This is a genomic window from Nocardioides pantholopis (genome assembly GCF_003710085.1).
In the GTDB taxonomy this organism is placed as follows: Bacteria; Actinomycetota; Actinomycetes; order Propionibacteriales; family Nocardioidaceae; genus Nocardioides; species Nocardioides pantholopis.
The window spans coordinates 2,252,529-2,276,889 of sequence record NZ_CP033324.1; the positions used below are offsets into that span (position 1 = coordinate 2,252,529).

25 protein-coding genes are annotated in these 24,361 nt (G+C 71.9%); 9 read left to right on the forward strand and 16 right to left on the reverse strand.

Annotation, left to right across the window (positions count from 1 at the left end; genetic code table 11):
• On the forward strand, window positions 1–2,088 hold the full coding sequence (locus EBO35_RS10800) for a 3-hydroxyacyl-CoA dehydrogenase NAD-binding domain-containing protein (RefSeq protein WP_122817711.1): 2,088 nt from the start codon (window positions 1–3) through the stop codon (window positions 2,086–2,088).
• Between the two features lie 115 nt (window positions 2,089–2,203).
• Here the strand turns inward: EBO35_RS10800 and EBO35_RS10805 are convergent, their stop codons facing one another.
• Genes EBO35_RS10805 through EBO35_RS10825 form a run of 5 tightly spaced genes read right to left on the reverse strand, consistent with a single transcriptional unit; the run spans window position 2,204 to window position 8,329 of the window.
• On the reverse strand, window positions 2,204–3,700 hold the full coding sequence (locus tag EBO35_RS10805; protein WP_122817712.1) for an amino acid permease: 1,497 nt from the start codon (window positions 3,698–3,700) through the stop codon (window positions 2,204–2,206).
• A 49-nt stretch (window positions 3,701–3,749) separates the two neighbouring features.
• Window positions 3,750–5,054 (reverse strand): hypothetical protein, encoded by a 1,305-nt coding sequence (locus EBO35_RS10810; protein ID WP_122817713.1) that lies wholly within the window; start codon window positions 5,052–5,054, stop codon window positions 3,750–3,752.
• Complete coding sequence (gene dxs, locus EBO35_RS10815) at window positions 5,035–6,960, reverse strand: 1-deoxy-D-xylulose-5-phosphate synthase (protein ID WP_122817714.1); 1,926 nt, start codon at window positions 6,958–6,960, stop codon at window positions 5,035–5,037. Before dxs ends, EBO35_RS10810 begins: the two co-directional genes overlap by 20 nt.
• Window positions 6,961–6,977: 17 nt before the next feature.
• Window positions 6,978–7,904 carry an SMP-30/gluconolactonase/LRE family protein gene (locus EBO35_RS10820; RefSeq protein WP_122817715.1) on the reverse strand — a complete coding sequence of 309 codons (927 nt, stop codon included), beginning with the start codon at window positions 7,902–7,904 and terminating at the stop codon, window positions 6,978–6,980.
• The gene (locus EBO35_RS10825; protein WP_122817716.1) at window positions 7,901–8,329 is read right to left on the reverse strand and encodes an NUDIX domain-containing protein; all 429 of its coding nucleotides are present in this window, start codon (window positions 8,327–8,329) and stop codon (window positions 7,901–7,903) included. The genes EBO35_RS10820 and EBO35_RS10825 overlap by 4 nt, the downstream gene beginning before the upstream one ends.
• Before the next feature lie 32 nt (window positions 8,330–8,361).
• Here EBO35_RS10825 and EBO35_RS10830 point away from each other — a divergent pair, with 32 nt between their 5' ends.
• Window positions 8,362–9,384, forward strand: a complete 1,023-nt coding sequence (locus EBO35_RS10830; RefSeq protein WP_122817717.1) for a glycosyl hydrolase family 18 protein — start codon at window positions 8,362–8,364, stop codon at window positions 9,382–9,384.
• 16 nt (window positions 9,385–9,400) lie between these two features.
• Here EBO35_RS10830 and EBO35_RS10835 read toward each other — a convergent pair whose 3' ends face one another.
• The 5 genes from EBO35_RS10835 to EBO35_RS10855 form a co-directional block, all read right to left on the reverse strand.
• On the reverse strand, window positions 9,401–9,805 hold the full coding sequence (locus tag EBO35_RS10835; protein ID WP_206422535.1) for a YjbQ family protein: 405 nt from the start codon (window positions 9,803–9,805) through the stop codon (window positions 9,401–9,403).
• Window positions 9,806–9,828: 23 nt separating this feature from the next.
• Window positions 9,829–10,362, reverse strand: coding sequence for a DUF3105 domain-containing protein (locus tag EBO35_RS10840; RefSeq protein ID WP_206422536.1), 534 nt, complete (start codon window positions 10,360–10,362; stop codon window positions 9,829–9,831).
• Between the two features lie 155 nt (window positions 10,363–10,517).
• Entirely contained in the window at window positions 10,518–10,820 is a 303-nt protein-coding gene (locus EBO35_RS10845; RefSeq protein WP_122817719.1) for a thiamine-binding protein, read from the reverse strand.
• Window positions 10,821–10,839: 19 nt separating this feature from the next.
• Window positions 10,840–11,019, reverse strand: a complete 180-nt coding sequence (locus tag EBO35_RS10850) for a hypothetical protein (RefSeq protein WP_122817720.1) — start codon at window positions 11,017–11,019, stop codon at window positions 10,840–10,842.
• Between the two features lie 63 nt (window positions 11,020–11,082).
• Window positions 11,083–13,899: an aconitate hydratase gene (locus EBO35_RS10855; RefSeq protein WP_122817721.1), complete on the reverse strand. Its 2,817-nt coding sequence runs from the start codon at window positions 13,897–13,899 to the stop codon at window positions 11,083–11,085.
• Window positions 13,900–14,127: 228 nt separating this feature from the next.
• On the opposite strand from EBO35_RS10855, the gene EBO35_RS10860 reads away from it, so the two are divergent.
• The 3 genes from EBO35_RS10860 (at window position 14,128) to EBO35_RS10870 (ending at window position 15,774) form a co-directional block, all read left to right on the forward strand.
• Window positions 14,128–14,691 (forward strand): dihydrofolate reductase family protein, encoded by a 564-nt coding sequence (locus tag EBO35_RS10860; protein ID WP_122817722.1) that lies wholly within the window; start codon window positions 14,128–14,130, stop codon window positions 14,689–14,691.
• 92 nt (window positions 14,692–14,783) lie between these two features.
• The gene (locus tag EBO35_RS10865; protein ID WP_122817723.1) at window positions 14,784–15,215 is read left to right on the forward strand and encodes a hypothetical protein; all 432 of its coding nucleotides are present in this window, start codon (window positions 14,784–14,786) and stop codon (window positions 15,213–15,215) included.
• Between the two features lie 7 nt (window positions 15,216–15,222).
• Window positions 15,223–15,774, forward strand: a complete 552-nt coding sequence (locus EBO35_RS10870) for a hypothetical protein (protein WP_122817724.1) — start codon at window positions 15,223–15,225, stop codon at window positions 15,772–15,774.
• 357 nt (window positions 15,775–16,131) lie between these two features.
• Here EBO35_RS10870 and EBO35_RS10875 read toward each other — a convergent pair whose 3' ends face one another.
• Window positions 16,132–16,659 (reverse strand): hypothetical protein, encoded by a 528-nt coding sequence (locus EBO35_RS10875; RefSeq protein WP_164477916.1) that lies wholly within the window; start codon window positions 16,657–16,659, stop codon window positions 16,132–16,134.
• A gap of 64 nt (window positions 16,660–16,723) precedes the next feature.
• Here EBO35_RS10875 and EBO35_RS20005 point away from each other — a divergent pair, with 64 nt between their 5' ends.
• Window positions 16,724–17,215 carry a DUF6174 domain-containing protein gene (locus EBO35_RS20005; RefSeq protein WP_241153653.1) on the forward strand — a complete coding sequence of 164 codons (492 nt, stop codon included), beginning with the start codon at window positions 16,724–16,726 and terminating at the stop codon, window positions 17,213–17,215.
• 146 nt (window positions 17,216–17,361) lie between these two features.
• Complete coding sequence (locus EBO35_RS10885; RefSeq protein ID WP_164477918.1) at window positions 17,362–17,766, forward strand: hypothetical protein; 405 nt, start codon at window positions 17,362–17,364, stop codon at window positions 17,764–17,766.
• A 251-nt stretch (window positions 17,767–18,017) separates the two neighbouring features.
• On the opposite strand, the gene EBO35_RS10890 is transcribed toward EBO35_RS10885, so the two are convergent.
• Both EBO35_RS10890 and EBO35_RS10895 read right to left on the reverse strand, forming a co-directional pair.
• Window positions 18,018–19,190, reverse strand: coding sequence for a class I SAM-dependent RNA methyltransferase (locus EBO35_RS10890; RefSeq protein WP_122817728.1), 1,173 nt, complete (start codon window positions 19,188–19,190; stop codon window positions 18,018–18,020).
• Window positions 19,187–21,232: an APC family permease gene (locus tag EBO35_RS10895; RefSeq protein ID WP_164477919.1), complete on the reverse strand. Its 2,046-nt coding sequence runs from the start codon at window positions 21,230–21,232 to the stop codon at window positions 19,187–19,189. The genes EBO35_RS10890 and EBO35_RS10895 overlap by 4 nt, the downstream gene beginning before the upstream one ends.
• A 62-nt stretch (window positions 21,233–21,294) precedes the next feature.
• Here EBO35_RS10895 and EBO35_RS10900 point away from each other — a divergent pair, with 62 nt between their 5' ends.
• The gene (locus EBO35_RS10900) at window positions 21,295–21,942 is read left to right on the forward strand and encodes a potassium channel family protein (RefSeq protein ID WP_396954398.1); all 648 of its coding nucleotides are present in this window, start codon (window positions 21,295–21,297) and stop codon (window positions 21,940–21,942) included.
• 5 nt (window positions 21,943–21,947) lie between these two features.
• Entirely contained in the window at window positions 21,948–22,619 is a 672-nt protein-coding gene (locus tag EBO35_RS10905) for a potassium channel family protein (RefSeq protein WP_122817731.1), read from the forward strand.
• 24 nt (window positions 22,620–22,643) lie between these two features.
• Here EBO35_RS10905 and EBO35_RS10910 read toward each other — a convergent pair whose 3' ends face one another.
• Genes EBO35_RS10910 through EBO35_RS10920 form a run of 3 tightly spaced genes read right to left on the reverse strand, consistent with a single transcriptional unit; the run spans window position 22,644 to window position 24,354 of the window.
• Window positions 22,644–23,354, reverse strand: coding sequence for a DUF3159 domain-containing protein (locus EBO35_RS10910; protein ID WP_122817732.1), 711 nt, complete (start codon window positions 23,352–23,354; stop codon window positions 22,644–22,646).
• Window positions 23,355–23,377: 23 nt separating this feature from the next.
• Window positions 23,378–23,731, reverse strand: coding sequence for an OB-fold nucleic acid binding domain-containing protein (locus EBO35_RS10915; RefSeq protein ID WP_122817733.1), 354 nt, complete (start codon window positions 23,729–23,731; stop codon window positions 23,378–23,380).
• Entirely contained in the window at window positions 23,728–24,354 is a 627-nt protein-coding gene (locus EBO35_RS10920; protein ID WP_122817734.1) for a DUF3710 domain-containing protein, read from the reverse strand. The genes EBO35_RS10915 and EBO35_RS10920 overlap by 4 nt, the downstream gene beginning before the upstream one ends.
• Window positions 24,355–24,361 lie beyond the last annotated feature (7 nt).

Sequence of the window (24,361 nt, forward strand, 5' to 3'; positions counted from 1 at the left end):
ATGGCGACCCCTGACCTGACCGACCTGCTGGCCCGCGCCGAGGCGATCTCCTCCGACGCCGAGCGCGTCACCGCCGCCCACCTGCGCACGGTCGCGCTCCCGCCCGTCGACGGCCGCCCCGCCGGCGTGATGGGCCTGATCACCCTCGACAACGGCGAGGACCACACCAAGCCGAACACGTTCGGCCCGCGCTCGCTCCTGGCGCTGAACACCGCGATCGACGCGGCCCTCGCCGACGACGAGATCACCTCGATCGGCGTCACCGGCAAGCCGTTCATCCTGGCCGCCGGCGCCGACCTGACCTCGATCGCCGGCGGCGGGCCGGACGCCGTCCGCACCGTCGCCGAGCTCGGCCACGCGGTCTTCCGCAAGCTCCGCGACGGCGGCAAGACCTCGTTCGGGTTCATCAACGGCCTCGCGCTGGGCGGCGGCCTCGAGGTCGCGCTGCACTGCGACTACCGCACGGTCATGGACTCCGCGCCGGCCCTGGGCCTGCCCGAGGTCATGCTCGGGCTGGTCCCCGGCTGGGGCGGCGCCTACCTGGTGCCGAACCTGATCGGGCCCGAGAAGGCCGTCAAGGTGATCCTCGAGAACCCGCTCAACAACGGCAAGACCCTGGGCGGGAAGGCCGCCTTCGAGCTCGGCCTCGCCGACGCCTGCTTCGGCGGCGCCGACTACCTCGAGCAGTCCCTGCTCTGGGCCGCGCGGGTGCTCACCGGCGCGACAGTCGTCGAGCGTCCCGAGCTGGACCGCGGGGAGGCCTGGGACGCCGCCGTCGCCAAGGGTGCGGCGATCGCCCAGGCCCGGACCGGCGGCGCCAGCCCGGCCGCCGCCAAGGCGCTCGAGCTGATCGCCGGCGCCCGGACCGCGACCCGCGACGAGGGCTTCGCCGCCGAGGACGAGGCCCTCGAGGCCATGTCGCGCACGCCGGAGCTGCTCGCCTCGCTCTACGCCTTCGACCTGGTGCAGAAGCGGGCCAAGCGGCCCGCGGGTGCGCCGGACCGGAAGCTCGCGCGGCCGGTCACCAAGGTCGGCATCGTCGGCGCCGGCCTGATGGCCAGCCAGCTCGCGCTGCTGTTCGTACGCCGCCTGGAGGTCCCGGTCGTGCTCAGCGACCTCGACCAGGAGCGGGTCGACAAGGGCGTCGCCTACGTCCACGCCGAGGTCGACAAGCTGCTCGCCAAGGGCCGGATCAACGCCGACAAGGCGAACCGCCACAAGGCGCTGGTCTCGGGCGTGGTCGACAAGTCCACCGCGTTCGCGGACGCCGACTTCGTCATCGAGGCGGTCTTCGAGGAGATGTCGGTCAAGAAGTCCGTCTTCGCCGACGTCGAGAAGGTCGTCTCCCCCGACTGCATCCTGGCGACCAACACCTCCTCGCTCTCGATCACCGAGATGGCCGCCGAGCTCGAGCACCCCGAGCGGGTCGTGGGCTTCCACTTCTTCAACCCGGTCGCGGTGATGCCGCTGCTGGAGATCATCCGCGGCGAGCAGACCTCCGACGCGGCGCTGGCCACCGCGTTCGCCACCGGCAAGGCGCTGAAGAAGACCACGATCCTGGTCCAGGACAGCCCGTCGTTCATCGTCAACCGCCTGCTGGGCCGCTTCATGAGCGAGGTCAGCCGGATCGTCGACGAGGGCACCCCGGTCCAGGTCGTCGACGGCGCGTTCGCCGGCGTCACCCCGATGTCGCCGTTCACGCTGATCGCGCTGGTCGGCCCCGCCATCGCGCTGCACAACACCGAGACGCTGGCCGGGGCCTTCCCCGACCGGTTCTACGTCTCGCCGGCGCTGCGGCGCGTGGTGGAGGCCCGCAAGGCGGCGTACTTCGGCGCCGACGGCACGCTCGACCCCGAGGTCGAGGCGCTGCTGGAGAAGCCGGCCGCGCCGGTGGTCCGCACGGCCGCCGAGGTGCGCACCGAGGTGCTCACCGGGCTGGCCGAGGAGGTCCGGATCATGCTCGACGAGGGCGTCGTCGCCGCGGCCGAGGACCTCGACCTCGCGATGATCACCGGGGCCGGGTTCTCGTTCTGGAACGGCGGCCTCACGATGCTCCTCGAGCGCGAGGGGCTCGGCACCTTCCACTGATCGGTGCGGCCCGCTGGTCGAGCCGCGAGCGAAGCGAGCGTGTCGAGACCCCACCCAGGTCTCGACACGCTCGTCGCTGGCGCTCCTCGCGGCTCGACCACCCGCACAGGCGACCTCAGCCGGAGCGCGACACCTCCGGCGCCGCTTCCTGGCCCAGCCGGCTGTGCCGGCGGCCGTAGGCGAAGTACACGACCACGCCGACCGCCATCCAGATCCCGAACCGCACCCAGGTCTCGCCCGGCAGGTTGAGCATCAGGTAGAGGCACATCAGCGTGGACAGCACCGCGACCACGTAGACGAGCGGGGTGCGGAAGGCCCGGGGCAGGTCCGGGCGGGTACGCCGCAGGATCGCCACCCCGATGCTGACCAGGATGAACGCGAACAGCGTGCCGATGTTGACCAGGCTCGCGAGCGTCTCGAGGTCGACGAAGCCGGCGATCCCGGCGACGACGACGCCGGTGATCGCGGTGATCCGGTACGGCGTCCCGAAGCGCGGGTGCACGCGGGACAGCCCGCGCGGCAGCAACCCGTCGCGCGCCATCGCGAACGCGACGCGGCTCTGCCCCATCATCAGGATCATCGCGACCGCGACCAGTCCGATGCAGGCGCCCAGCGAGATCAGGTTGCCCATCCACTCGATACCGGCGGCGTCGAAGGCCGACGCGAGCGGCGCCGCGTCGTCGGGGTCGATGTCGCGGTAGTCCTGCACGCCGGTGACGACCAGGCTCACCGCGGCGTACAGCAGGGTGACCACGAGCAGAGAGCCGAGGATGCCGATCGGCACGTCGCGCTGGGGGTTCTTGGCCTCCTCGGCGGTGGTGGCGACGACGTCGAACCCGATGAAGGCGAAGAACACCACCGCGGCGCCGGCGATCACGCCGGCCACCCCGAAGACCGCCGGCTCGATGCCGAGCAGGCTGGTGATCAGCGGCAGCTCCAGGAACCCGCCCTCGGAGCCGGAGGTGGGCCGGGACTCGGGGATGAACGGCACCCAGTTGGAGGGGTCGACGACGCTGATGCCGACCACGATCACGGTCGCCACGACGGCCAGCTTGATCGCGACGATGACCTGGTTGAACCGGCTGGAGAGCTTGGTGCCGCGGATCAGCAGCCCCATGATCAGCAGCGCGATGATCATCGCCGGCAGGTCCACCCACCCGTTGGCGGCCGAGCCCAGCTCCGTCGGGACCTCGAGCGGGGTGCCGGCGAGCAGCTCCTGGAGGTAGCCGGAGAAGCTGACCGACAGCGCGGAGGACCCGATCGTGAACTCCAGGGCCAGGTCCCACCCGATGATCCAGGCGATGAACTCGCCGAACGTCGCATAGCTGAACGTGTAGGCGCTGCCGGCCGCGGGGACCGTCGAGGCGAACTCGGCGTAGCACAGCCCCGCCAGGGCGCAGGCGACCGCCGCGATCAGGAACGACAGCGCCAGCGCCGGGCCCGAGTTCGTGGCCGCGACGGTTCCGGTGAGCACGAAGATCCCCGCACCGATCAGCACGCCGATGCCGAAGACGATCAGGTCGAGGGCGCCCAGCTCCTTGCGCAGCTGGTGGTCCGGGTCGTCGGTGTCGGCCATGGACTGCTCGACGGACTTGGTGCGGAACAGGCTCATTCTTCGCCTCTACCCCGCGATGGCCCGCCCCACGCGTGTTCGGGTCCGGTCAGCCGTAGGTTGTGCGGATCAGCCGGGCGGTACGGCGGGCGACCTGGCCCTCGGTGATTCCGAGCAGGCCCTCGAGCACCTCGCCCGGGGCCGTCTGCCGGGCCGCGGTCGCGTCGAGCAGCCCGAAGAGCACCGACGCGTCGAAGGTGCGCGCGAGGTACTCGCACGCCCACCACGACAGGCCGTAGTTGGCGGCCGACCCGGGGCCGTTGAAGGACTCATCGGCGGGCAGCCGGGTCACCCCGGCGCGCGCGGCGTCGATCGCGGGCCCGGCGAGCCACCGCTCCTCGGGCGGCATCGGCTGCACGGAGACGTACTCCGCGATGCCCTCGCTGAGCCAGACCGGCGCCCCGTCGTCCCGCGCGCCCAGCGCCACGTGGGTGAGCTCGTGGCGCAGCAGCCGGTCCCGCGCGGCGCCGGACCGGTCCAGCAGCCGCGGGTGCAGCGCCAGCCGGGTGGCGGCGAGGGTGGGGTCTCCGGGGCTGGCCAGGACCGGGAACGCGACGCCGTCCACCCCGTCGGCGTCGCCGCCGGGGAGGTCCGGCAGGCTGCGCAGGAACCCGGGGTCGGAGAGCGCGTAGACCACGACCGAGCGCGACCACGGGTAGGGCACCCGCGCCGCGACCGCGGCGATGCCGCGCTCGACCGATCCCAGCAGCGCGGCGGCGGCGGGCTGGCTCCCCTCGTCGAAGATCCCGAGCACGCCGGTGCCGGCGCGGACCACGATCCGCCCGCGATCCCAGGGCTGCTCCCGCACCCCGTGGGCCGCCTCCCAGCCGGCGTCGGTCACCGACGCGAGGCGCAGCCGCGTCGGCCGCCGCGGGTCGGGCCGGAACAGGTACCGGTCCCGGCTGACCACCGGCACCGCGTCGTACCCCTCGAGCTGGAGGTGCACCTCGACGACTGCCCAGTACGCGTCGCCGTCGCGGACCAGGCTCGCCGGGTCGACCCGGTAGCGCAGGTCGGCCAGCGGGAGCTGGGCCAGGTTCGCGAGGTAGGTGTCCTGGGCGGCCCGGAACCGGGGCCCGCGGGCCAGGCCGGCCCGGAACCGGGCCCGGTCGCCCGCCAGCACCGCCGACGCGCGCCGGTCCAGGGTCCGGGTGACGGCTCCCGCGACGTCCGGGGCGCCGGCGCTCGCCGGGGCCGGTCGGGCGTCCGCCTCGTCGTCGTCGCCGCCGAGGAGGGCGCAGGAGGAGACCAGGGACGCCAGGACCAGCGCCAGCACGGCACGGCTCAGGACCGGGAGCGGCGCTGCAGGCGCGGCCCCGGGGGTGCGGGACGGTTCAGCGCGGTCGTTCGGCATCGACGGGTGAACGACCGTCGTCACCCGAGGTGACGTCCTCGGGGCCGGTGGAGATCTCCTCGACGACGCCGAGCGCGATCGCCTGCGCGGTCAGGCCGATCCGCTCCAGGATCGCGGCGCGCTTGGCATGGCCCAGGAACTCCTGCGGGATGCCGTGCAGGCGCACCGGCGTGGTGACGCCCGCGTCGTTGAGCGCCTGGAGCAGCACCGCGCCGCAGCCGCCGATCCGGCCGTTGTCCTCGATGGTCACCACGAGGCGGTGCTCGCGGGCGAGCTCGACGATGGCGGGGTCGACCGGCTTGACCCAGCGCGGGTCGACGACCGTGACGCCGATCCCCTGGGCGACCAGCCGCTGCGCGACGTCCACGCCCACCTCGGCCATCGCGCCGACGGCCACGACCAGCACGTCCCGCCGACCGTTGCGCACCAGCACGTCGGCGCCGCCGGCGGTGCCGACGGCCTCGATGTCGGCCGGCGGCGGGCCCTTCGGGAACCGGACCACGGTCGGGGCGTCCTCGACCTCGACGGCCTCGTTGAGCAGCTCGCGCAGCCGGGCGGCGTCGCGGGGCGCTGCCAGCCGCAGCCCCGGGACCAGCTGGAGGTAGGACATGTCCCACATGCCGTTGTGGCTCGCCCCGTCGTCGCCGGTGACCCCGGCCCGGTCGAGCACGAACGTGACGCCGCAGCGGTGCAGCGCGACGTCCATCAGGACCTGGTCGAAGGCCCGGTTGAGGAAGGTGGCGTAGACCGCGACGACCGGGTGCAGGCCACCCATCGCCAGGCCGGCCGCCGAGGTGGCGGCGTGCTGCTCGGCGATGCCGACGTCGAAGGTGCGCTCGGGGAACCGGGCCTGGAACTTGTCCAGCCCCACCGGGTGCATCATCGCCGCGGTGACCGCGACGACGTCCTGGCGGCGCTGGCCGACGTGGACCAGCTCGTCGGCGAACACGTCGGTCCAGATCCGCCCGCGGGCGCGCTCCTCGCCGGTCTCCACGTCGAAGGGCTGCGGGCTGTGGAACTGGTCGGCCTCGTGCCGCTCCGCGGCGTCGTACCCGAAGCCCTTGCGGGTGATCGCGTGCACGATCACCGGGCCGCCGAACCGCTTCGCCTGGCCCAGGGCGTGCTCCATCGCGGGCAGGTCGTGGCCGTCGACCGGGCCGACGTACTTCAGGCCGAGGTCCTCGAAGAGGCCCTGGGGCGCGATCGCGTCCTTGAGGCCCTTCTTCATCGCGTGCAGGGCGTCGTACGCCGCGGCGCCGACGCCCGGCACGGCGTTGAGCCGCTTCTTGACCAGGTCGAGGACCTGCTCGTAGCGGGGGTTGGTGCGCAGGCTGGTCAGCGCGTTCGCGAGGCCGCCGATCGTCGGTGTGTAGGAGCGGCCGTTGTCGTTGACGACGATCACCAGGCGGCTGTCGCGGGCGATCGCGATGTTGTTCAGCGCCTCCCAGGCCATGCCGCCGGTCAGCGCGCCGTCCCCGATGACGGCCACCGTGTGCCGGTCCTCGCCGCGGATCGCGTAGGCCTTGGCCAGGCCGTCGGCGTAGCTGAGCGCGGTGGACGCGTGGGAGTTCTCGACGATGTCGTGGTCGGACTCGGCCTGGCTGGGATAGCCCGAGAGCCCGCCCTCCTGGCGCAGGGCGTCGAAGTCGCCGGCGCGGCCGGTGAGGACCTTGTGGACGTAGGACTGGTGACCGGTGTCGAAGACCACCCGGTCGCGCGGGGACTCGAAGACCCGGTGGATCGCGAGGGTCAGCTCGACGACGCCGAGGTTGGGTCCGAGGTGGCCGCCGGTGCGGGAGGTGGCGTTGACGAGGAGGTCCCGGATCTCGCTCGCCAGGGTGGAGAGCTGGTCGTCGGTGAGGTCGCGCAGGTCGCGCGGGCCCGTGATCGACTGGAGGAGACCCATGGGCTCACTGTAGTTGGTCACGGGGTGAGCACCGCGATCGCAGGCTCGTGCAGGCTGCCCATCCACACCCGCCCGTCGTGCTCGCGCACCCCGGTGACCATGTGGAAGTCCGGCGTGTCGACGGTGTGGTCGTGGACCAGCCGACCGGTGTCGTCGTAGGCCTGCACCCGCACGGTGCGCCGGGGCGCCGGCTGCAGCCGGTCGGGGATCCGGGTCACCTGGCGGCGCAGCCAGCGCGGGCCGCGCTGGAGCCGCTCCACCAGGGCGTCGGTGGGGCTGGCGATCGTCACCCAGACCAGCCCGTCGCTGCCGCGGGCGATGTTGTCGGGATAGCCGGGCAGGTCCGTGACCAGGTGGTCGCGGGTGCCGGCCCGGGGGCCGCTGGTCCAGTGCCGCACCACGGTACGGGCGGCGGTCTCCGCGACCGCGACGTACCCGGCGCCGAGTGCGACGCCGTTCGCGAACGACAGGCCCTCCTCGACGACGTCCACGTCCCCGTCGCCACCGAGCCGGAGCAGCCGCCCGGTGCGGGTGTCCTGGACCATCTCGTCCTTCCAGCCGTCGATGTCGAAGCGCCGGCTGGAGTCGGAGAACCACACGGTGCCGTCGTCGTCGATCGCCGCGTTGTTGCAGAACACCAGCGGGCGCCCCTCGACGCGCGTGACCACTGTCTCAACGTCCCCGGAGCGCGGGTCGACGCGGAGCAGGCCGCGGCGGGCGTCGCAGACCACGAGCCGGTCGTCGGCGTCGATCTCGATGCCCAGCGGGCGGCCGCCGGTGTGGGCGACCAGGTCCACCCGTCGGCCGTCGTGGGACACCCGCCAGATGCTGCCGTCGGCCGTGCCGGTGAAGACCGCCCCCTCGTCGCGGCCCCGGGTCGCCACGACGACGTCCTCCGCCCCGTCGCCGGGGACCCGGTGGACGTGGAACCCGGGGTCGCTCACCGCCGCAACCGCGCGTAGGTCGCGGAGGCGAGGAAGTCCGGCACGACCTGGGCGGCCGAGGCGGTCAGCTCCAGGACGCGGGCCCGGTCCGGCTCGACGAAGACGATCTGGCGGCCCTCGCCCACGGCGATGTCGGCGTCGGTCAGGTCGGTCGCCCCGACGTACACGCGCACCGGGTCGGTGGTGCCGTACGCCTCGTGGAAGACGCTCAGCTCACGCCACAGCTCCAGGGCGGGCGGCGCGAGCCGGATCCCGGTCTCCTCGGCGAGCTCGCGGTAGGCGGCGTCGGTGAAGTCCTCGCCGTCGTCGACGTGGCCGCCGACCAGGCCCCACCGCTCGGGGTCGATCAGCGCGTGCTCGTCGCGCTCCTGGAGCAGGATCCCCCCGGCGGGGTTGACGAGGAACACGCAGGCGAAACGGGGCACGCTGCGAACCTAGCCCGTGGCAGGGTGGCGCGGTGCCCTTCCGCCTCGCCGTCGGCGCTCTCGTGACCGCCTCGCTGCTGACGGCCGCCCTCCCGGCCCTGACGCCTGCGCCTGCCCGGGCCGCTGCTGCCCAGCCGGAGCCCGCCGTCACCGGCTACGCCCTGGGCGACACCCCCGGGGCCGTCGTACGCCGGGACGCCGCGGGCCTCCAGACGCTGACCGTCGTCGCCAGCGCGCTGCGCCGCGACGGGCGCGGGGTGAGCCGGCCGGGGGCCGGGCCGGTGCGACTGGTGCGCGCCGCCCACCGGCACGGGCTGCGCGCGGAGCTGCTGGTGAACAACTACAGCAACCGGCTCGGCGGCTTCGACCGGATCGCCGCGCGGCGGCTGCTGCGCCACCCCGACCGGGTGCGGGCGGTCGCGGGCCGGCTGGCCCGGTTCGCGACCGGCCAGGGCTGGGACGGGGTGAACCTGGACCTGGAGCTCCTGGGCCGTCGCGACGCCGACGGCCTGGTGCTCCTCGCCACCGAGCTCCAGCGCCGGATGCCCGAGCGGCTGACGGTCTCCGTCGACGTCTCGGCGCGGACGTCGGTCTCCGGCTACCGCCGCGCGGGCTACCGGCTCGGACCGCTGGGCCGAGCGGCGGACGTGGTCCAGCTGATGGCCTACGACCTGCACGGCCCGAGCTGGTCGGGCCCCGGCCCGATCGGCCCGCTGCGGTGGCAGCGGCGGGTCCTCGGAGCCCTGCTCTCCCGGGTGCCGGCGGACCGGGTGGACCTGGGAGTCGCGGGCTACGGCTACACCTGGCCCCGCCGCGGCACCCGGCGGGTCGGGCGCAGCATCGACGTGGCCCAGGCCCGTCGCCTCGCGCGCCGCGACGGCGTACGACCCCGATGGGACGCGCGCAGCGGCGAGTGGACCGCCCGCCTCTCCGACGGCACCCGGCTGTGGTGGTCGGACCGCCGCTCGTGGCGCCTCCGCACCCGGCTCGCCCGGGACCGCGGCCTGCACGGCCTCGCCCTCTGGCGCCTCGGCTCCGCCGACCCCCTCCGCTGACCCGGCAGAAACGGCGTCAGCCGGGAAGGAAGCTGAAGCGGACCTCGCGGTCGGGGTTGTCGACGTTGAGGTCGACCAGGCAGATGCTCTGCCAGGTGCCGAGGGCGAGACGCCCGTCGAGCACCGGCACGGTGGCGTACGGCGGGACCAGGGCCGGCATCACGTGCGACCGACCGTGTCCCGGGGCGCCGTGCCGGTGGCGCCAGCGCTCGTCCGCGGGCAGCAGGTCGGCCAGGGCGGCCAGCAGGTCGTCGTCGCTGCCGCTCCCGGTCTCCAGGATCGCCAGGCCGGCCGTCGCGTGCGGCACGAACAGGTTCAGCAGGCCGTCGCCGCGGCCCGCCACCCACGACGCGCAGTCGTCGGTGAGGTCCAGCACGACATCACGGCCACCGGTCCGGTAGCTCCTGGTCTCCGAGTCCATGGCCCCGATGCTAGGCCTGGCCCTCAGACCGGCCGCCCCGGCTCGCCGCCGGGATCGGTGACCCCGCCGGCGCAGGAGGCGAACGGCTCCGGGGCGGTCTCGCCGTTGCCGTACTCCTCCAGGAACAGCGCCAGCCGCGGGTCGTCGGCGTCGTCGAGGGCGAGCTGGCGGCCCCAGACCGTCACCACCACCGGCGACGGCAGCCCGTCGTACGGCGAGAGGATCCCGTTGTCGGGGAGCAGCTCCGCGAGCGCCTCGACCTGCTCGTCGGGCAGGTCGGCGTCGTGGGTCAGCCAGACCGTCCCATGCTCCAGCGAGTGGACCGCGTGCTCGTCGCGCACCGGCGCGTCGTAGACGCCGCACTCCAGCCAGCGGGGGTCGTGCGGGCCACCGGCCGGCGGCACCTGCGGGTAGTCGACGTCGTCCTCGGTGTGCAGCACCGAGAGGTCGTCCCAGCTCCCGACCTCGCTGAGGTCGGGCGCCGTCCCGTCGTCCTCGGCCTTAGCGGGCTCCTCGCTGCTGAGCAGCACCGGCACCAGCACGGCGGCACCGACCACCGCGACAGCCGCAGCGATGGCAGCCGAGAGCCACGCGGACCGGTCCCGCCGGCCCACGGGCGGCCGCGTGGCCGCGGGCGGGCCGGGCGGGGGCGGGCCCGTTGGACCCCAGGACGGCGGCCCGGACGGTGGCCCGGGCGGCGGCGGGTACGCCATCAGCCCTCCAGGGCGCGCTCGACCCGCTCGACCTTGGCGGTCAGCTGGCCGGTGTACCCGGGTCGGATGTCGGCCTTGAGGACCAGGCCGACCCGGGGCGAGACCTCGGCGACGACCTCGACGGCCCGCTTGACGACTGCCATCACCTCGTCCCACTCCCCCTCGAGCGTCGTGAACATGGCGTCGGTGCGGTTCGGCAGCCCGGAGTCCCGGACGACGCGGACGGCGGCGGCCACCGCATCGGCGACCGAGCCGTCCTCGCGGTCGGAGACGGTGGGCGCGACGGAGAAGGCAACAAGCACGGCAGGTCTCCCAGCGGGGTCAGGCGGCGCGACGGGCCGGCCGCTCATCCTTCAGGTACCAAGCGATCCAGGTGATCGGGAAGAGCATGCCAGCAACGACCGACAGCCAGGCGGCCGCTCCCCGCCGGCGCTCACCGAGCCCGGTCAGGACCGCCAGGAAGGGCGGCGGGAGCAGCGCGGCGCCGTCCAGGTCCGACACCCAGAAATGCCCGACGGCCCGCCACCCTCGCGGGTGACGGGCCGTCGTACGACGCGGGCTGGCTCAGCCCTTGTTGCGCAGGCTGCGCAGCACGTACTGCATGATGCCGCCGTTGCGGTAGTAGTTCGCCTCACCCGGGGTGTCGATGCGGACGACCGCGTCGAACTCCACGTCGCCGGCCTTGACCTTGACGGTCTTCGGCGTGCGGCCCTCGTTGAGCTCGGTGATGCCGGTGATGGAGAACTCCTCCTCACCGGTCAGGCCGAGGCTCTCGGCGCTCTGGCCCTCGGGGAACTGCAGCGGGATGACGCCCATGCCGATCAGGTTCGAGCGGTGGATGCGCTCGTAGGACTCGGCGATGACGGCCTTGACGCCCAGCAGCGAGGTGCCCTTGGCGGCCCAGTCGCGCGAGGAGCCGGAGCCGTACTCCTTGCCGGCCAGGACCACCAGCGGGGTGCCCGCGGCCAGGTAGTTCTCGGACGCCTCGAAGACCGAGGTGACCTCGCCACCGTTGGTGAAGTCGCGGGTGACGCCGCCCTCGGTGCCCGGCGCGAGCTGGTTGCGCAGGCGGATGTTCGCGAACGTGCCGCGGATCATCACCTCGTGGTTGCCGCGGCGCGAGCCGTAGGAGTTGAAGTCGCGCTGCTGCACGCCGTGCTCGGCGAGGTAGCGGCCGGCCGGGCTGTCCTTCTTGATCGCACCGGCCGGGCTGATGTGGTCGGTGGTGACCGAGTCGCCCAGCTTGAGCAGCACCCGGGCGCCGGCGATGTCCGCGACCGGCTCCGGCTCGGCGGGCATGCCGTCGAAGTACGGGGGCTTGCGGACGTAGGTGGACTCCGCCTCCCACTCGAAGGTCTTGCCCTCGGGGGTCGGCAGCGAGCGCCACTGCTCGTCACCGGCGAACACGTCGGCGTAGCTGTCCCCGAACATCTCGGAGGTCAGCGCCCCGGCGATGGTCTCCTCGACCTCGCGCGGCGAGGGCCAGATGTCCTTGAGGAAGACGTCGTTGCCGTCGGTGTCCTGGCCCAGCGGGTCGGTGAACAGGTCGACGTCCATGGAACCGGCCAGCGCGTAGGCGACGACCAGCGGCGGGGACGCGAGGTAGTTCATCTTCACGTCGGGGTTGATCCGGCCCTCGAAGTTCCGGTTGCCCGAGAGCACCGAGACGACCGAGAGGTCCTTCTCGTTGACAGCGGCGGAGACCTCGGGGATCAGCGGGCCGGAGTTGCCGATGCAGGTGGTGCAGCCGTAGCCCACGAGGTTGAACCCGAGCTTGTCGAGGTACGGCGTGAGGCCGGCCTTCTCGTAGTAGTCCGAGACGACCTTCGAGCCGGGGGCGAGCGTGGTCTTGACCCACGGCTTGCGGGACAGGCCCTTCTCGACTGCCTTCTTGGCCAGCAGCGCCGCGCCGATCATCACCGACGGGTTGGAGGTGTTGGTGCACGACGTGATCGCCGCGATCGCGACCGCACCGTGGTCCAGGGTGAACTTGGTGCCGTCCTCGAGGGTGACCTCGACCGGGCTGCTCGGCCGGCCGCCGTCGCTGGAGGCGGCGGAGAGGTGGTCGGTCGGCGGCGCGGCGGTGCCGCTGCCGTTGCTCGTGGCCGGGTCGGAGGCCGGGAAGGTCTCGGCGACGGACTCGTCGTAGCCGTTCTCCTCCTCGCCCACCACGTAGTCCTTGAGGGACGCGCGGAAGGACGCCTTGGCGTCGGTGACCTCGATGCGGTCCTGCGGACGCTTCGGGCCGGCGATCGAGGGGACGACCGTGGCCAGGTCCAGCTCGAGCTTCTCGGAGTAGCGCGGCTCGGCCGACGGGTCGTGCCAGAGGCCCTGCTCCTTGGCGTACGCCTCGACGAGCGCGAGCTGCTCCTCGGAGCGACCGGTGAGCCGCAGGTAGTTGACGGTCTCCTCGTCGATCGGGAAGACGGCGATCGTGGAGCCGAACTCCGGGCTCATGTTGCCGATCGTGGCGCGGTTGGCCAGCGGCAGCACGGAGACACCGGGGCCGTAGAACTCCACGAACTTGCCGACGACGCCGTGCTTGCGCAGCATCTCGGTGATCGTGAGCACCAGGTCGGTCGCGGTCGAGCCCTCGGGCAGGTCGCCCGAGAGCTTGAAGCCCACGACCCGCGGGATGAGCATCGAGACCGGCTGGCCGAGCATCGCGGCCTCGGCCTCGATGCCGCCGACGCCCCAGCCGACCACGCCGATGCCGTTGACCATCGTGGTGTGGGAGTCGGTGCCGACGCAGGTGTCGGGGTAGGCCTGCAGCACGCCGTCGACCTCACGGGTGAAGACGGTGCGGGCCAGGTGCTCGATGTTGACCTGGTGCACGATGCCGGTGCCCGGGGGGACGACCTTGAAGTCGTCGAAGGCGCCCTGGCCCCAGCGCAGGAACTGGTAGCGCTCGCGGTTGCGCTCGTACTCGATCTCCACGTTGCGCTCGAACGCCTCGGGGGTCCCGAAGACGTCGGCGATGACCGAGTGGTCGATGACCATCTCGGCCGGGGCGAGCGGGTTGATCTTGGCCGGGTCGCCGCCGAGCTCGGCCATCGCCTCGCGCATCGTGGCGAGGTCGACGACGCACGGGACGCCGGTGAAGTCCTGCATGATCACGCGGGCGGGCGTGAACTGGATCTCCTCGCTCGGGTGGGCGCTCGCGTCCCAGCCGGCGATCGCCTTGATGTCCTCGGCGGTGATGTCCGCGCCGTCCTCGGTGCGGAGCAGGTTCTCCAGCAGCACCTTGAGGCTGAAGGGCAGCGACTCGACGTCGAGACCCTCGCCCTCCACCGCGCCGAGACGGAAGATCTCGTAGGACTTCCCGTCCACGTCCAGGGTGCCCTTGGCACCGAAGCTGTCCTGACTGGCCACAGCCAACATCTCCTCGTCGTGACGTCGAATTCGCACTGTCATCTTGCCGCCGCGCGCGGCCGCCCGGATAGGAAGGTTCCCCTTACCTGCGTCCTGCAGCGCTGAGCAAATGTCTTGACGTCAAGATACACGACATCAAGGCGAGTTCCGAGTTCCGGCGCGGAAACTCGGTTCCCGTGTCGGATCCGGCCTGCTCCGATCGTGGAAGGGGACAAGGAACCCACCGATGGAGGAACGATGCGCCAGTTGATCGTCACCGAGTTCATCTCCATCGACGGCGTGGTGGAGGCACCGGGCGGCGAGCCCGGCCACCGCAGCGCCGGGTGGACGCTCAAGGACATCGAGTTCGACCCCGACTCCTACGAGCTCAAGGCCAGCGAGCAGGAGGAGACGACGGCGCTGCTGCTGGGCCGCACCAGTTACGAGGCCTTCGCGCCGGTGTGGCCGACGATGGCTGAGTTCGCCGAGTACAACGCGATGCCCCGCTACGTCGTGTCGACGACCCTCGAGGGCGACGACCCGCGCTGGCCGGCCACCGTGCTGCGCTCGCTCGACGACGTCGCCGCGCTCAAGCGGACCGAGGGCGGCCCGATCGCGGTGCACGGCAGCGCGAGCCTGGCCCGCAGCCTCGCCGACGCCGACCTCGTGGACCGCTACCACCTGCTGGTCTTCCCGGTCCTGCTCGGCGCCGGCAAGCGCCTGTTCAGCGAGACCGACCGGGACAAGACCATGCTGCGCCTGGTCGACAGCACGAGCTACCCGAACGGGATCCAGAAGCAGGTCCTCGAGGTCGTGCACTGAAGCGCGAGGCGGGCGCGAGCGGGGCGACGAGATTAGGACGGCGTACGGATCCTTCGCATCCATCGACCGATCCCGTCGCCTACGCACGAGCTGTGGCCGTATTGCTGTTCCACTGGGACACGAGCACGGGGTGGCTGCCCACGGACTACGCCGCGGCCGTCCTGGCTGACACCGATCCGTCTGGCGAGGAGACTCCCGGACTGCTTCACGACGTCGCGACGTACCTGCCGACGGTCGAGCAGTGGCTCGACCTCGGCGCGATGGAAGTCGAGCAGTCGATCGAGATCGACGACGCCAACGTGCCCGGTTCCTGGGCGGCTGCCGTCGAGCAGGCCCACGGGCATGTCCGCCCCGGCACGACCGCAGTCACGATCACCGGCTCCCACTATCGCAGCGGAGTGTGGAACGGCGAGGCGGCCGAGGCATCCCACCCCATCTCCTTCACTGTCTTCGTCGCCTGCCAGCCGGCTTTCGAGCGTTGTCATGTCCTGCGCCGCTCCCAGCTCGACAACCCGCTGAGGTGAGTCGCGGGTGAGCATGAAGATTCTCGCCGTCGGTGCCGCAGCGGCCGTACTGCTTGCTCCGGGAGCCGTCGTTCTCGGCGTATCGACGCTCGTCAGCCCGGCAGCCGCTGGATCAGGAACTTGCCCGCGGGACGACGAAGCGACCTCGAGCCTCGGGGTTGCTGGCCCCGTCCCTGAGGGGCTCTCCGCGACCAACACCCACGGCGAGACAGTCACCCTCAACAAGCAGCAGCTCACGCGGGCCGCCGCGATCATCGCTGTCGGCAACAACGAGAGGATCCCGACGCAGGGTCAGCTGATCGCGATCGTGACGGCTCTGACGGAGTCGTCCCTGCGAGTGCTGTCGAACGCGAGCGCATATCCCCACTCCGCGGACATCCCCAGTGACGGCGACGGCAGCGACCACGACTCGGTCGGCCTCTTCCAACAGAGACCTGCCACTGGCTGGGGGACGGTCGAGAACCTGATGGACCCGGAATGGTCGTCCCGCGCGTTCTACGGCGGTCCGAACGGGCCGAACCACGGATCACCCCGCGGGCTCCTGGATCTCGACGGCTGACAGTCCATGGACCCCGGCGCGGCAGCACAGGCAGTACAGATCTCCGCCTATCCGAATCGGTACGCCGTCAACCAACCCATCGCCGAGAAGGTCCTGAGCACTCTCAGCGGGGTCTCACTCACCAGCGACCTGGGGTGCACGCGGCCCGCCGGCGACCTACCAGCGAACCTCCCGCCCGGCTTCCAAGGAGGACTCATCGCCGCAGCCACTGCGCGAGACCAAGCGCGCCGCGAGGGCCGCCGCCAACGAAGCGAAGGCCGGAAGCCCACCAACGGGCACCGAGGGCGACATGCCGCTCCTCGCATTCGCCTGGCTCGAGCGAGCGGCTGCCCGCCAGTCCGGCTCGGGACTGCTTCGCTACTCGTCGCCCTCGATAAAGCTGCAGTTGACTGATCCGGCGCGCTCTTCAGTAGCCACGATGACGCCGTCGCGGCGGATCTCGCACGAGATCACCGTGGTGGGGGTCGACGTGTGCGCTGCGGTCCCGATAACCGTCGCGTTCGAGTCGAGAGTGATGGTGTCTCCCGAGGCCCACGCCTTGCTCGTGTGCTCGGCGCCTTCCCTAATGATCACGTCGACGGGTTCCGGTGAGTCGACCGTGATCGTGTAGACCGCGGACGGGGCCAGGACTCCCGGGCGGATCACCGCGACGATGGTGAGGGCGGGAGCGATGATCGCCAACGCGGACATCACGAAGGCGACGACGCGGCCGGGGCGAGCGGGCGCGGGTCCCCGCGCCCTGATGGCAAGAACGAGCGCGACCACACCGAGTACCACGGGCACGATCAGCACGGCCATCCGCGACCAGGACAGGAGCATCCCCATCGCGAAGGATGCGATAGCGGCAACCGAGAGCCCCACACTCGCCACACGCAGCCGGGACACCGCGACCATTGGATTTTCGCGCATCGGCTTCCCCCGTTCGAGACGCGAGGAGCATAGGCGAGTTATGCACATCGCCCCGCGGATCTCACGCACCGACGCCTTCGGCGCGAGTTCAGAAACGTACTGTCGTACCGAGATCCGGAAACATCGTCGCTTCAAGTACCGGGCAGGTGATCAGGAACCGGTCCCCGTCCGGGCGCGTCTTCCAGTCGTGACCAGACGACGTGCCACGACCCTCCTAAGGTCATACGCGTTCACTCTGACATCCTCGTGCGGCGAATGCGGCCTGATCGGGGACTACCGGGTCACCGTGCGCGACGGACAAGTGAGCGACGTCGACAGCCTCAACGAGGACTACCCGTATGAGCCCAGGCTGGCTGAGGTTCCAACCCTGCAAGACCTTGTTTCCATGGCTGAGTCCGCCCGACCCGACCAGCTCGTCAAGTACGTGGTGAACGAGACGGGAGTGCCTGCATCGCTCAGCCTCGACCCCGTTCCCAACGGCATCGACGACGAGGAATGCTACGAGGTCGTCAACCTCCTGCCACTGACTTAAGCAAACAGTGCGAATTCCGCCGCCCTCGCGATCCATGCTGAACGCACTCATCTGCTGCGATCCGCTCGGGCGTGCCGATGAGCGGTAAATCCGCGCTGGCGACTGGGAGACTTCCGTGATGAATGAGGTCGAGATCGTGCAGGTGGATGAGCGCGACAACAAACTGGGAGGACAGCCACCCACGCTTCCGGGTGTACCTCCACGGCAGCGGTGAGACGACGACCCACGGCTGGACCGACACGTACGACATCACGGGCGCAGATGTTCTGCAGGTGATCGATTGGGCTCAGCGCCAGGCTGGCGAGTCCCTCACGTACGCGGTGGCTCTCGTCTACGACGACCGGGCATACGAGCAACTCAACCCGGGATGTGCGCGCGGACTGGTCTGGCTTGTCGGGATCGACGGCAACAACAACGCGATTGATCCCGAGGACACTCAGGCAATGCACCGGATGGTGGCGCGCCGGCGTGAGCCCGTTGGCGTGCCATCGGCGGATCAAATGCCTCCCGGTGTGCCCGACCCCTACAACGACGGGACTGAAAACCGCTGATCCGACCGCTCATGGCCGACTACAGGCGACTCGGACCTGCTGCCCTACAAGCCGCACTGAGCGCCCTCCAAGGTCACGCCGGCCCGGAAGCCCGCCGGCGCGCTCCGCACCCGTCTACGGCGATTCTGCTCCCACTCACGCCTCGCTACGCCTGATGTGCGCGGCTCCCCAGGCGCAGAACCGGGGGCTCTGCGCGCAAAGTGCGCCCTAAGGCCGATTCTCGAACGTCAGCGACGTCACCGCGAATCACGTCACCGCAGGTCAGAGTCGGTTCTCACCAGCAGCGCGACGCACTCGACGTGGTGCGTCATCGGGAACAGGTCGAAGGCGCGCAGCGCCTCGAGCCGGTAGCCGTGCTCGGCGAAGAACGCGACGTCCCGGGCCAGCGCCGAGGGGTCGCAGGCGACGTACGCCACCGCCCGGGGACGGCGGGCGACGACCTGCTCCACGACCGGGCGCCGGGCACCCTCCCGGGGCGGGTCGAGGACGACGAGGTCCACCGGGTCCGGGTACGCCGCGGCGAGCACGTCGGCGACGGCGCCGCAGGCGACCTCCACCCCGGGCAGGTCCGCCAGGTTCGCCTGCGCGTGGTCGGTGGCCGCGCGGTCGCCCTCGACCGCGATGACGCGCCCGGTGGGCCCCACGGCGTCGCCGAGGAACCGGGCGAAGAGCCCGACGCCGGCGTACAGGTCGAGGACCGACTCCCCCGGTGCGGGCTCGAGCATCGACAGCACCGTCTCGACCAGCACCCCCGGCGCGCCCGGGTGCACCTGCCAGAAGCCGTCGGCCGCGACCTCGAACTCGTGCGGGCCGACCCGCTCGGTGAGGACGCCGGAGCGCGGCTCGCGGGCCTCGGGGTGGGCGATCCGGCAGTCGTCGACCTCGATGACCGACCGGGAGCGGTGTCGGCGCATCCCGCGCCGACCCTCCCCCAGGTCGACGTACTGGACCCGGGTGCGCCAGCGCAGCCCGGCGTCGTTCTCGGGCCGGTCGCCGGGGACGTGCTCGACGACGACCGGCAGGTCGAGGCCGGCCAGGCGGCGCAGCTGCTCGCGCACCACGTCGGCCTTGAGCGCCCGCTGGGCGGCGAGGTCCACGTGCTGGAAGTCGCAGCCGCCGCACCGTCCCGGGCCCGCGAACGGGCAGGGCGGCTCGACCCGGTCCGGGGAGGAAGCGAGCACCTCGACCGCGTCGGCGCGCCAGAACCGGTCGCCGTCGGTGCCCTCGGTGATCTCCAGGACCACCCGCTCCCCCGGGATCGCGTGCCGGACGAAGACCACCCGGGTCGCGTCGGGGTCCTCGCCGCCGACCGGGACCCGGGCCACGCAGTGCCCGCCGTGCGCGACCGGACCGACCTCGACCTCGAAGCGCTCACCGACGCGCGAGCGTCCGCGCGGCCGGCGCTGCCGCGGGGAGCGCGTCACTTCTGCACCTGGCGCGCCTTGTCCCGCTGGGCCACCCGGCCACGGCGCAGGTCGCCGGCGCGGACCCGGGTGTCGTCGCGCAGCTCGCGCTCCCGGGCGATCTCCGAGGACCGCAGCTGGAACGGCACCGAGATCACCATGACGCCCGGGCTGAACAGCAGCCGGCCCTTGAGCCGCAGCGCCGTCTGGTTGTGCAGGAGCTGCTCCCACCAGCGGCCCACGACGTACTCCGGGATGAAGACCGCGACCACGCCGCGCGGGTTCGCGCGCCGGATCTCGTTGGCGTACTCGACGATCGGGCGGATCAGCTCGCGGTAGGGCGAGTGCAGCACCTTCAGCGGCACGTCGATGTTCCGGTCGTCCCAGTCCTCCAGCAGCCGGCCGGTGGCGTCGGGGTCGGTGGCGACGTAGACGCCCTCGAGGACGTTGGGCCGGGTCGCCTTGGCGAAGGCGAGCGCCCGCAGGGTCGGCTTGTGCAGCTTGGAGACCAGCACGATCGCGTGGACCCGGGTGGGCATCAGCTTGTCGTTCTCGTCGGCGGCCAGCTCCTCCTCGACGTTCTCGTAGTGGCGGCGGATCGCGCGCATCACCACGAAGAAGAAGACCATCGCCAGGATCGTGATCCAGGCACCCTCGGTGAACTTGGTGATCAGCACGATCACGAGGACGACCGAGGTGAACGCGAGGCCGATGGCGTTGATGGCCCGCGAGCGCACCATCCGGGCCCGCGCCCCCGGGTCGGTCTCGGTGGCGAGGTGCCGGGTCCAGTGCCGGAGCATGCCGAGCTGGCTGAGCGTGAACGAGAAGAAGACGCCGACGATGTAGAGCTGGATCAGCCGGGTGGTCTGGGCGTCGAAGGCCCAGATCAGCACGATCGCCAGCACCGCCAGCGCGACGATGCCGTTGCTGTAGGCCAGCCGGTCGCCGCGGGAGCCGAGCGCCCGGGGCGCGAAGCCGTCGCGGGCCAGGATCGAGCCCAGCACCGGGAACCCGTTGAACGCGGTGTTGGCGGCGAGCACCAGGATCACGCCGGTGACCGTGACCACCAGGTAGAACCCCGGCGGGAAGCCGCTGAAGACCGCGTCCGCGATCTGCGCGATGACCGTGTGCTGGTCGTAGCCCTCGGGCAGCGGCTCGCCGTCGCGGGTGAGCCGGTCCAGGTCGTGCGGGTCGACCAGCTTGAGGCCCATCTGGCGGGCCAGCACGATGACGCTGATCATCATCGTGATCGCGATCATCCCGAGCAGCAGCAGCGTGGTCGCCGCGTTGCGCGACTTGGGCCGGCGGAAGGCGGGAACCCCGTTGGAGATCGCCTCGACACCGGTCAGCGCGGCGCAGCCCGAGGAGAACGCGCGGGCCAGCAGCGTCAGCAGCCCGATCGTCGTCAGCGGCTCGTCCCAGCCCGGCTCCGGCGCGACGGTGAGGTCCGCGCTCTCGACCTCGGGCAGGTCGCCCATCGCGAGCCGGATCAGCCCGACGGCGCACATGCCGAGGACCGCGACCATGAACAGGTACGTCGGGACCGCGAAGAGCCCGCCGGACTCCCGGATGCCGCGCAGGTTGATGGCCATCAGCAGCAGCACCAGCGCGCACGCGAAGATCGGCTCGTGCCCGCTGAGCGCGGGGATCGCCGAGGCGGCGTACTGCGCTCCCGAGGAGATCGACACCGCGACCGTGAGCACGTAGTCGACCAGCAGCGCGCTCGCCACTGTCGTGCCGGCCGTGCGCCCGAGGTTGACAGTCGCCACCTCGTAGTCGCCGCCGCCGCTGGGATAGGCGTGCACGGTCTGGCGGTACGACGCGATGACCGCCGCCATCACCAGCGCGACCGCGATCGCGACCTTCCACGACCACACGTACGCCGAGGCCCCGGCGAGCGAGAGCATGATGAAGACCTCGTCGGGGGCGTAGGCCACCGAGGAGAGCGCGTCGCTGGCGAAGACCGGCAGCGCGATCCGTTTGGGCAGCAGCGTCTCACCCAGCTGGGAGCTCCTCAGCTTGCGCCCCAACAGGATCCGTTTCGAGACGTCGCCCACTCCCACGAGCGGCAAGGCTACGACAAACTCGCTTTGGGGCTACGGTTCGGGATGTGCACGTCGTGATCATGGGCTGCGGCCGCGTCGGCTCGACGCTCGCCCGCAGCCTCGAGGACCGCAACCACACCGTCTCGGTCATCGACAGCGAGCCGGATGCGTTCCGCCGCCTCGGGCCGGGTTTCAACGGTGACAAGATCACCGGCTACGGCTTCGACCAGGCAGTCCTGGAGAAGGCCGGCATCCGCCGCGCCGACGCCTTCGCGGCGGTCTCCTCGGGCGACAACTCCAACATCATCGCCGCGCGTGTCGCGCGCGAGACGTTCGGCATCCAGCAGGTCGTGGCCCGCATCTACGACCCGGGGCGCGCCGAGGTCTACCAGCGCCTGGGCATCACCACCGTGGCCACGGTGAAGTGGACAGCGGACCAGGTGCTGCGCCGGCTGCTGCCCGCCGGGGCGGAGCCGAACTTCCGCGACCCCTCCGGCACGATCCGTCTGGACCAGGTCCCCGTCCCCGAGGTGTGGGTCGGTCAGCGCACGATCGTCCTGCAGGAGCAGGCGCACTGCCGGATCGCCTGGATCGACCGGCTCGGCGAGGGCGTGCTGCCGGTCCGCGAGAGCGTCATCCAGGAGGGCGACCTCCTGCACCTGGTGATGCGCGAGGACCGTGCCGACCAGACCTTCAAGATCATCGAGCGCGGACCCGAGGAGAGCTGAGCGTCATGCGCGTTGCCATCGCCGGAGCAGGTGCGGTCGGCCGGTCGATCGCCCGCGAGCTGATCGGAAACGGCCACGAGGTGCTGCTGATCGACAAGAAGTCGGAGTCGATCAAGCCCGAGCGGGTCCCGGACGCGGAGTGGCTGCTGGCCGACTCCTGCGAGCTGTCCTCGCTGGAGGAGGCGCGCCTGGACAAGTGCGACGTCGTGATCGCCGCGACCGGCGACGACAAGGCCAACCTGGTCACCTCGCTGCTGGCGAAGACCGAGTTCGGCGTGCCCCGGACCGTGGGCCGGGTCAACCACCCCAACAACGAATGGCTCTTCACCGAGGCGTGGGGCGTCGACGTCAACGTCTCGACGCCGCGGATCATGTCCGCGCTGGTCGAGGAGGCCGTCACCGTCGGCGACCTGGTGCGGCTGTTCACGTTCCGGCAGGGCAACGCCAACCTCGTCGAGATGACGCTGCCCGCGGACTCGCCGTACGTCGGGAAGCCGGCGGGCCTGATCCCGCTGCCCGAGAACTGCGCGCTGGTGACGATCCTGCGCGACGGCCAGGTCTACCTGCCCGACGCGGAGCAGCCGGTCGAGGCCGGCGACGAGCTGCTGTTCGTGCTGCCCTCGGAGGGCGAGGACGTCCTCGAGCGGCTGCTGGCGCCGGTCGCGCACGGCGGCTGACCTCAGCCCGGGGCGCCCGGCCGCTCAGGCCGGGTCGACCTCGCCCTGCTCCTCGATCGGGGTGGCGTCGCGGGCCAGCAGCCAGACCATCACGCTCCACGACGCGATCCGCAGCGGCCAGCCGAGCCCGAGACGCAGGGTGCCGACCAGCAGCACCGCCAGGTCGACGTCGAGCACGCCGGTGTAGCCCAGCACCCAGATCGGGCCCTGCAGCAGGGCCCCGACCGCGCCGGGGGTCAGGAAGACCCAGGTCAGCCGGCTGCACAGTCGGACGATCTGGCGGTCGGAGTGCCAGGCCGTCGGGTCGCCGGTGACGCTGCCCAGCATGAACCCGATGAACGGCCAGCCGACCAGGCAGGAGCCGGCCATCACGATCGTGTAGCCGAGGCTGATCAGGATCCCGGGCAGGAAGAACGCCAGCGCCTGGTCGGACTCCGAGCCGCCCGAGCTGGCCGCGATCCGGACGAAGACCCAGCCGAGGCCGACCGCGAACAGCGCGTTGAGGCAGTACTGCACGGTGCTGCGCTGCACCAGCCGAGCGGCCAGGCACAGGCCGGTGACGACCAGGCTCGCGACCAGCGCGATCTGCAGCTCCTTGGTCGTCAGCCACAGCAGCGTGAACAGGATGCCCGGGATGCCGGCCTCGAGCATGCCGCGCCGGCCACCGAGCGCGCTGGCCATCTGCGCGCGCACCAGGGCCTCGACGGTGGCGACGGTCGGCACGTTCCCCGGCATGGTCGTCCCCCTCGCCTCCCCGGTCACGGGATCAGCTCGTAGCGGGGGTTGAACATGATCCGGGCGCCGTCCTGGACGCCGATGCGGCCCTGCACCTGCACCGAGCGGCCCGGACCGATGCCGGCGATGCGCCGCCGGCCGAGCCAGACCACGACGATCGACCCGGAGCCGTCGAACAGCTCCGCCTCGAGCGCCGGTACGCCGCCGCGCGGGCGCAGCGTCACGGTCCGCAGCACGCCCCGCAGCCGCACGATCTCGCGGTCGGGGGCCTCGGCGATCGTGTCCAGGCCGCTCTCGCCGTAGGTCTGGCGCAGGTCGCGCGCCTCCTGGTCGCTGCTGCTCGCCCAGCGACTGATGGCCTGGCGCAGCTTGCTCACGGGGCGGGAGGCGGCACGCGCCGCGCGTTCTCGGGCATCACGATCGGCAGCGACTCACCGACCGGCATCGGGTTGGTGCCACGCCGGACCGCGAGCGAGGCGATGGTCTCCGCCCACGCCTCGGGCAGCTCCTCCTCCAGGGCGGGCCGGCCCATCAGCGTGGCGCGCAGCAGCCAGCGCGGCCCGTTGACGCCGACGATCCGCGAGGGCTGGATCGCGGACTTGCCGTCCTCGGTGCGCACCGGCATCTGGCAGACCAGCTCGGGGCCGAAGCGGCCCTCCCGCTCGGTGGCGGTGCCGCCGCGCTGCGCCATGTCGGCCGCGATCTGCGGGCGCACCTCCGCCCACAGGTCGCCGTTGCGGGGCGCGGCGAACGCGCGCACCTCCAGCGCACCGTCCGGGCCGGCCAGCAGCACCGCCTGCACGGCACCGGTCTGCTCGTTGACCTGCAGCCGCAGCTCGCGATCGGGCAGCGGCGCGACCAGCAGCGAGCCCAGGTCCACCCGCTCGACGTCGTCGGCGGGCAGGTCCTCGACGTCGAAGGGCCCGACCGCGGGCTCCGACGGGGCCGGCTCGGTCGGGGCCCCCTCGTCGGTGGCGTCGGACTTGCGACGGAACTTCACAGCTGGT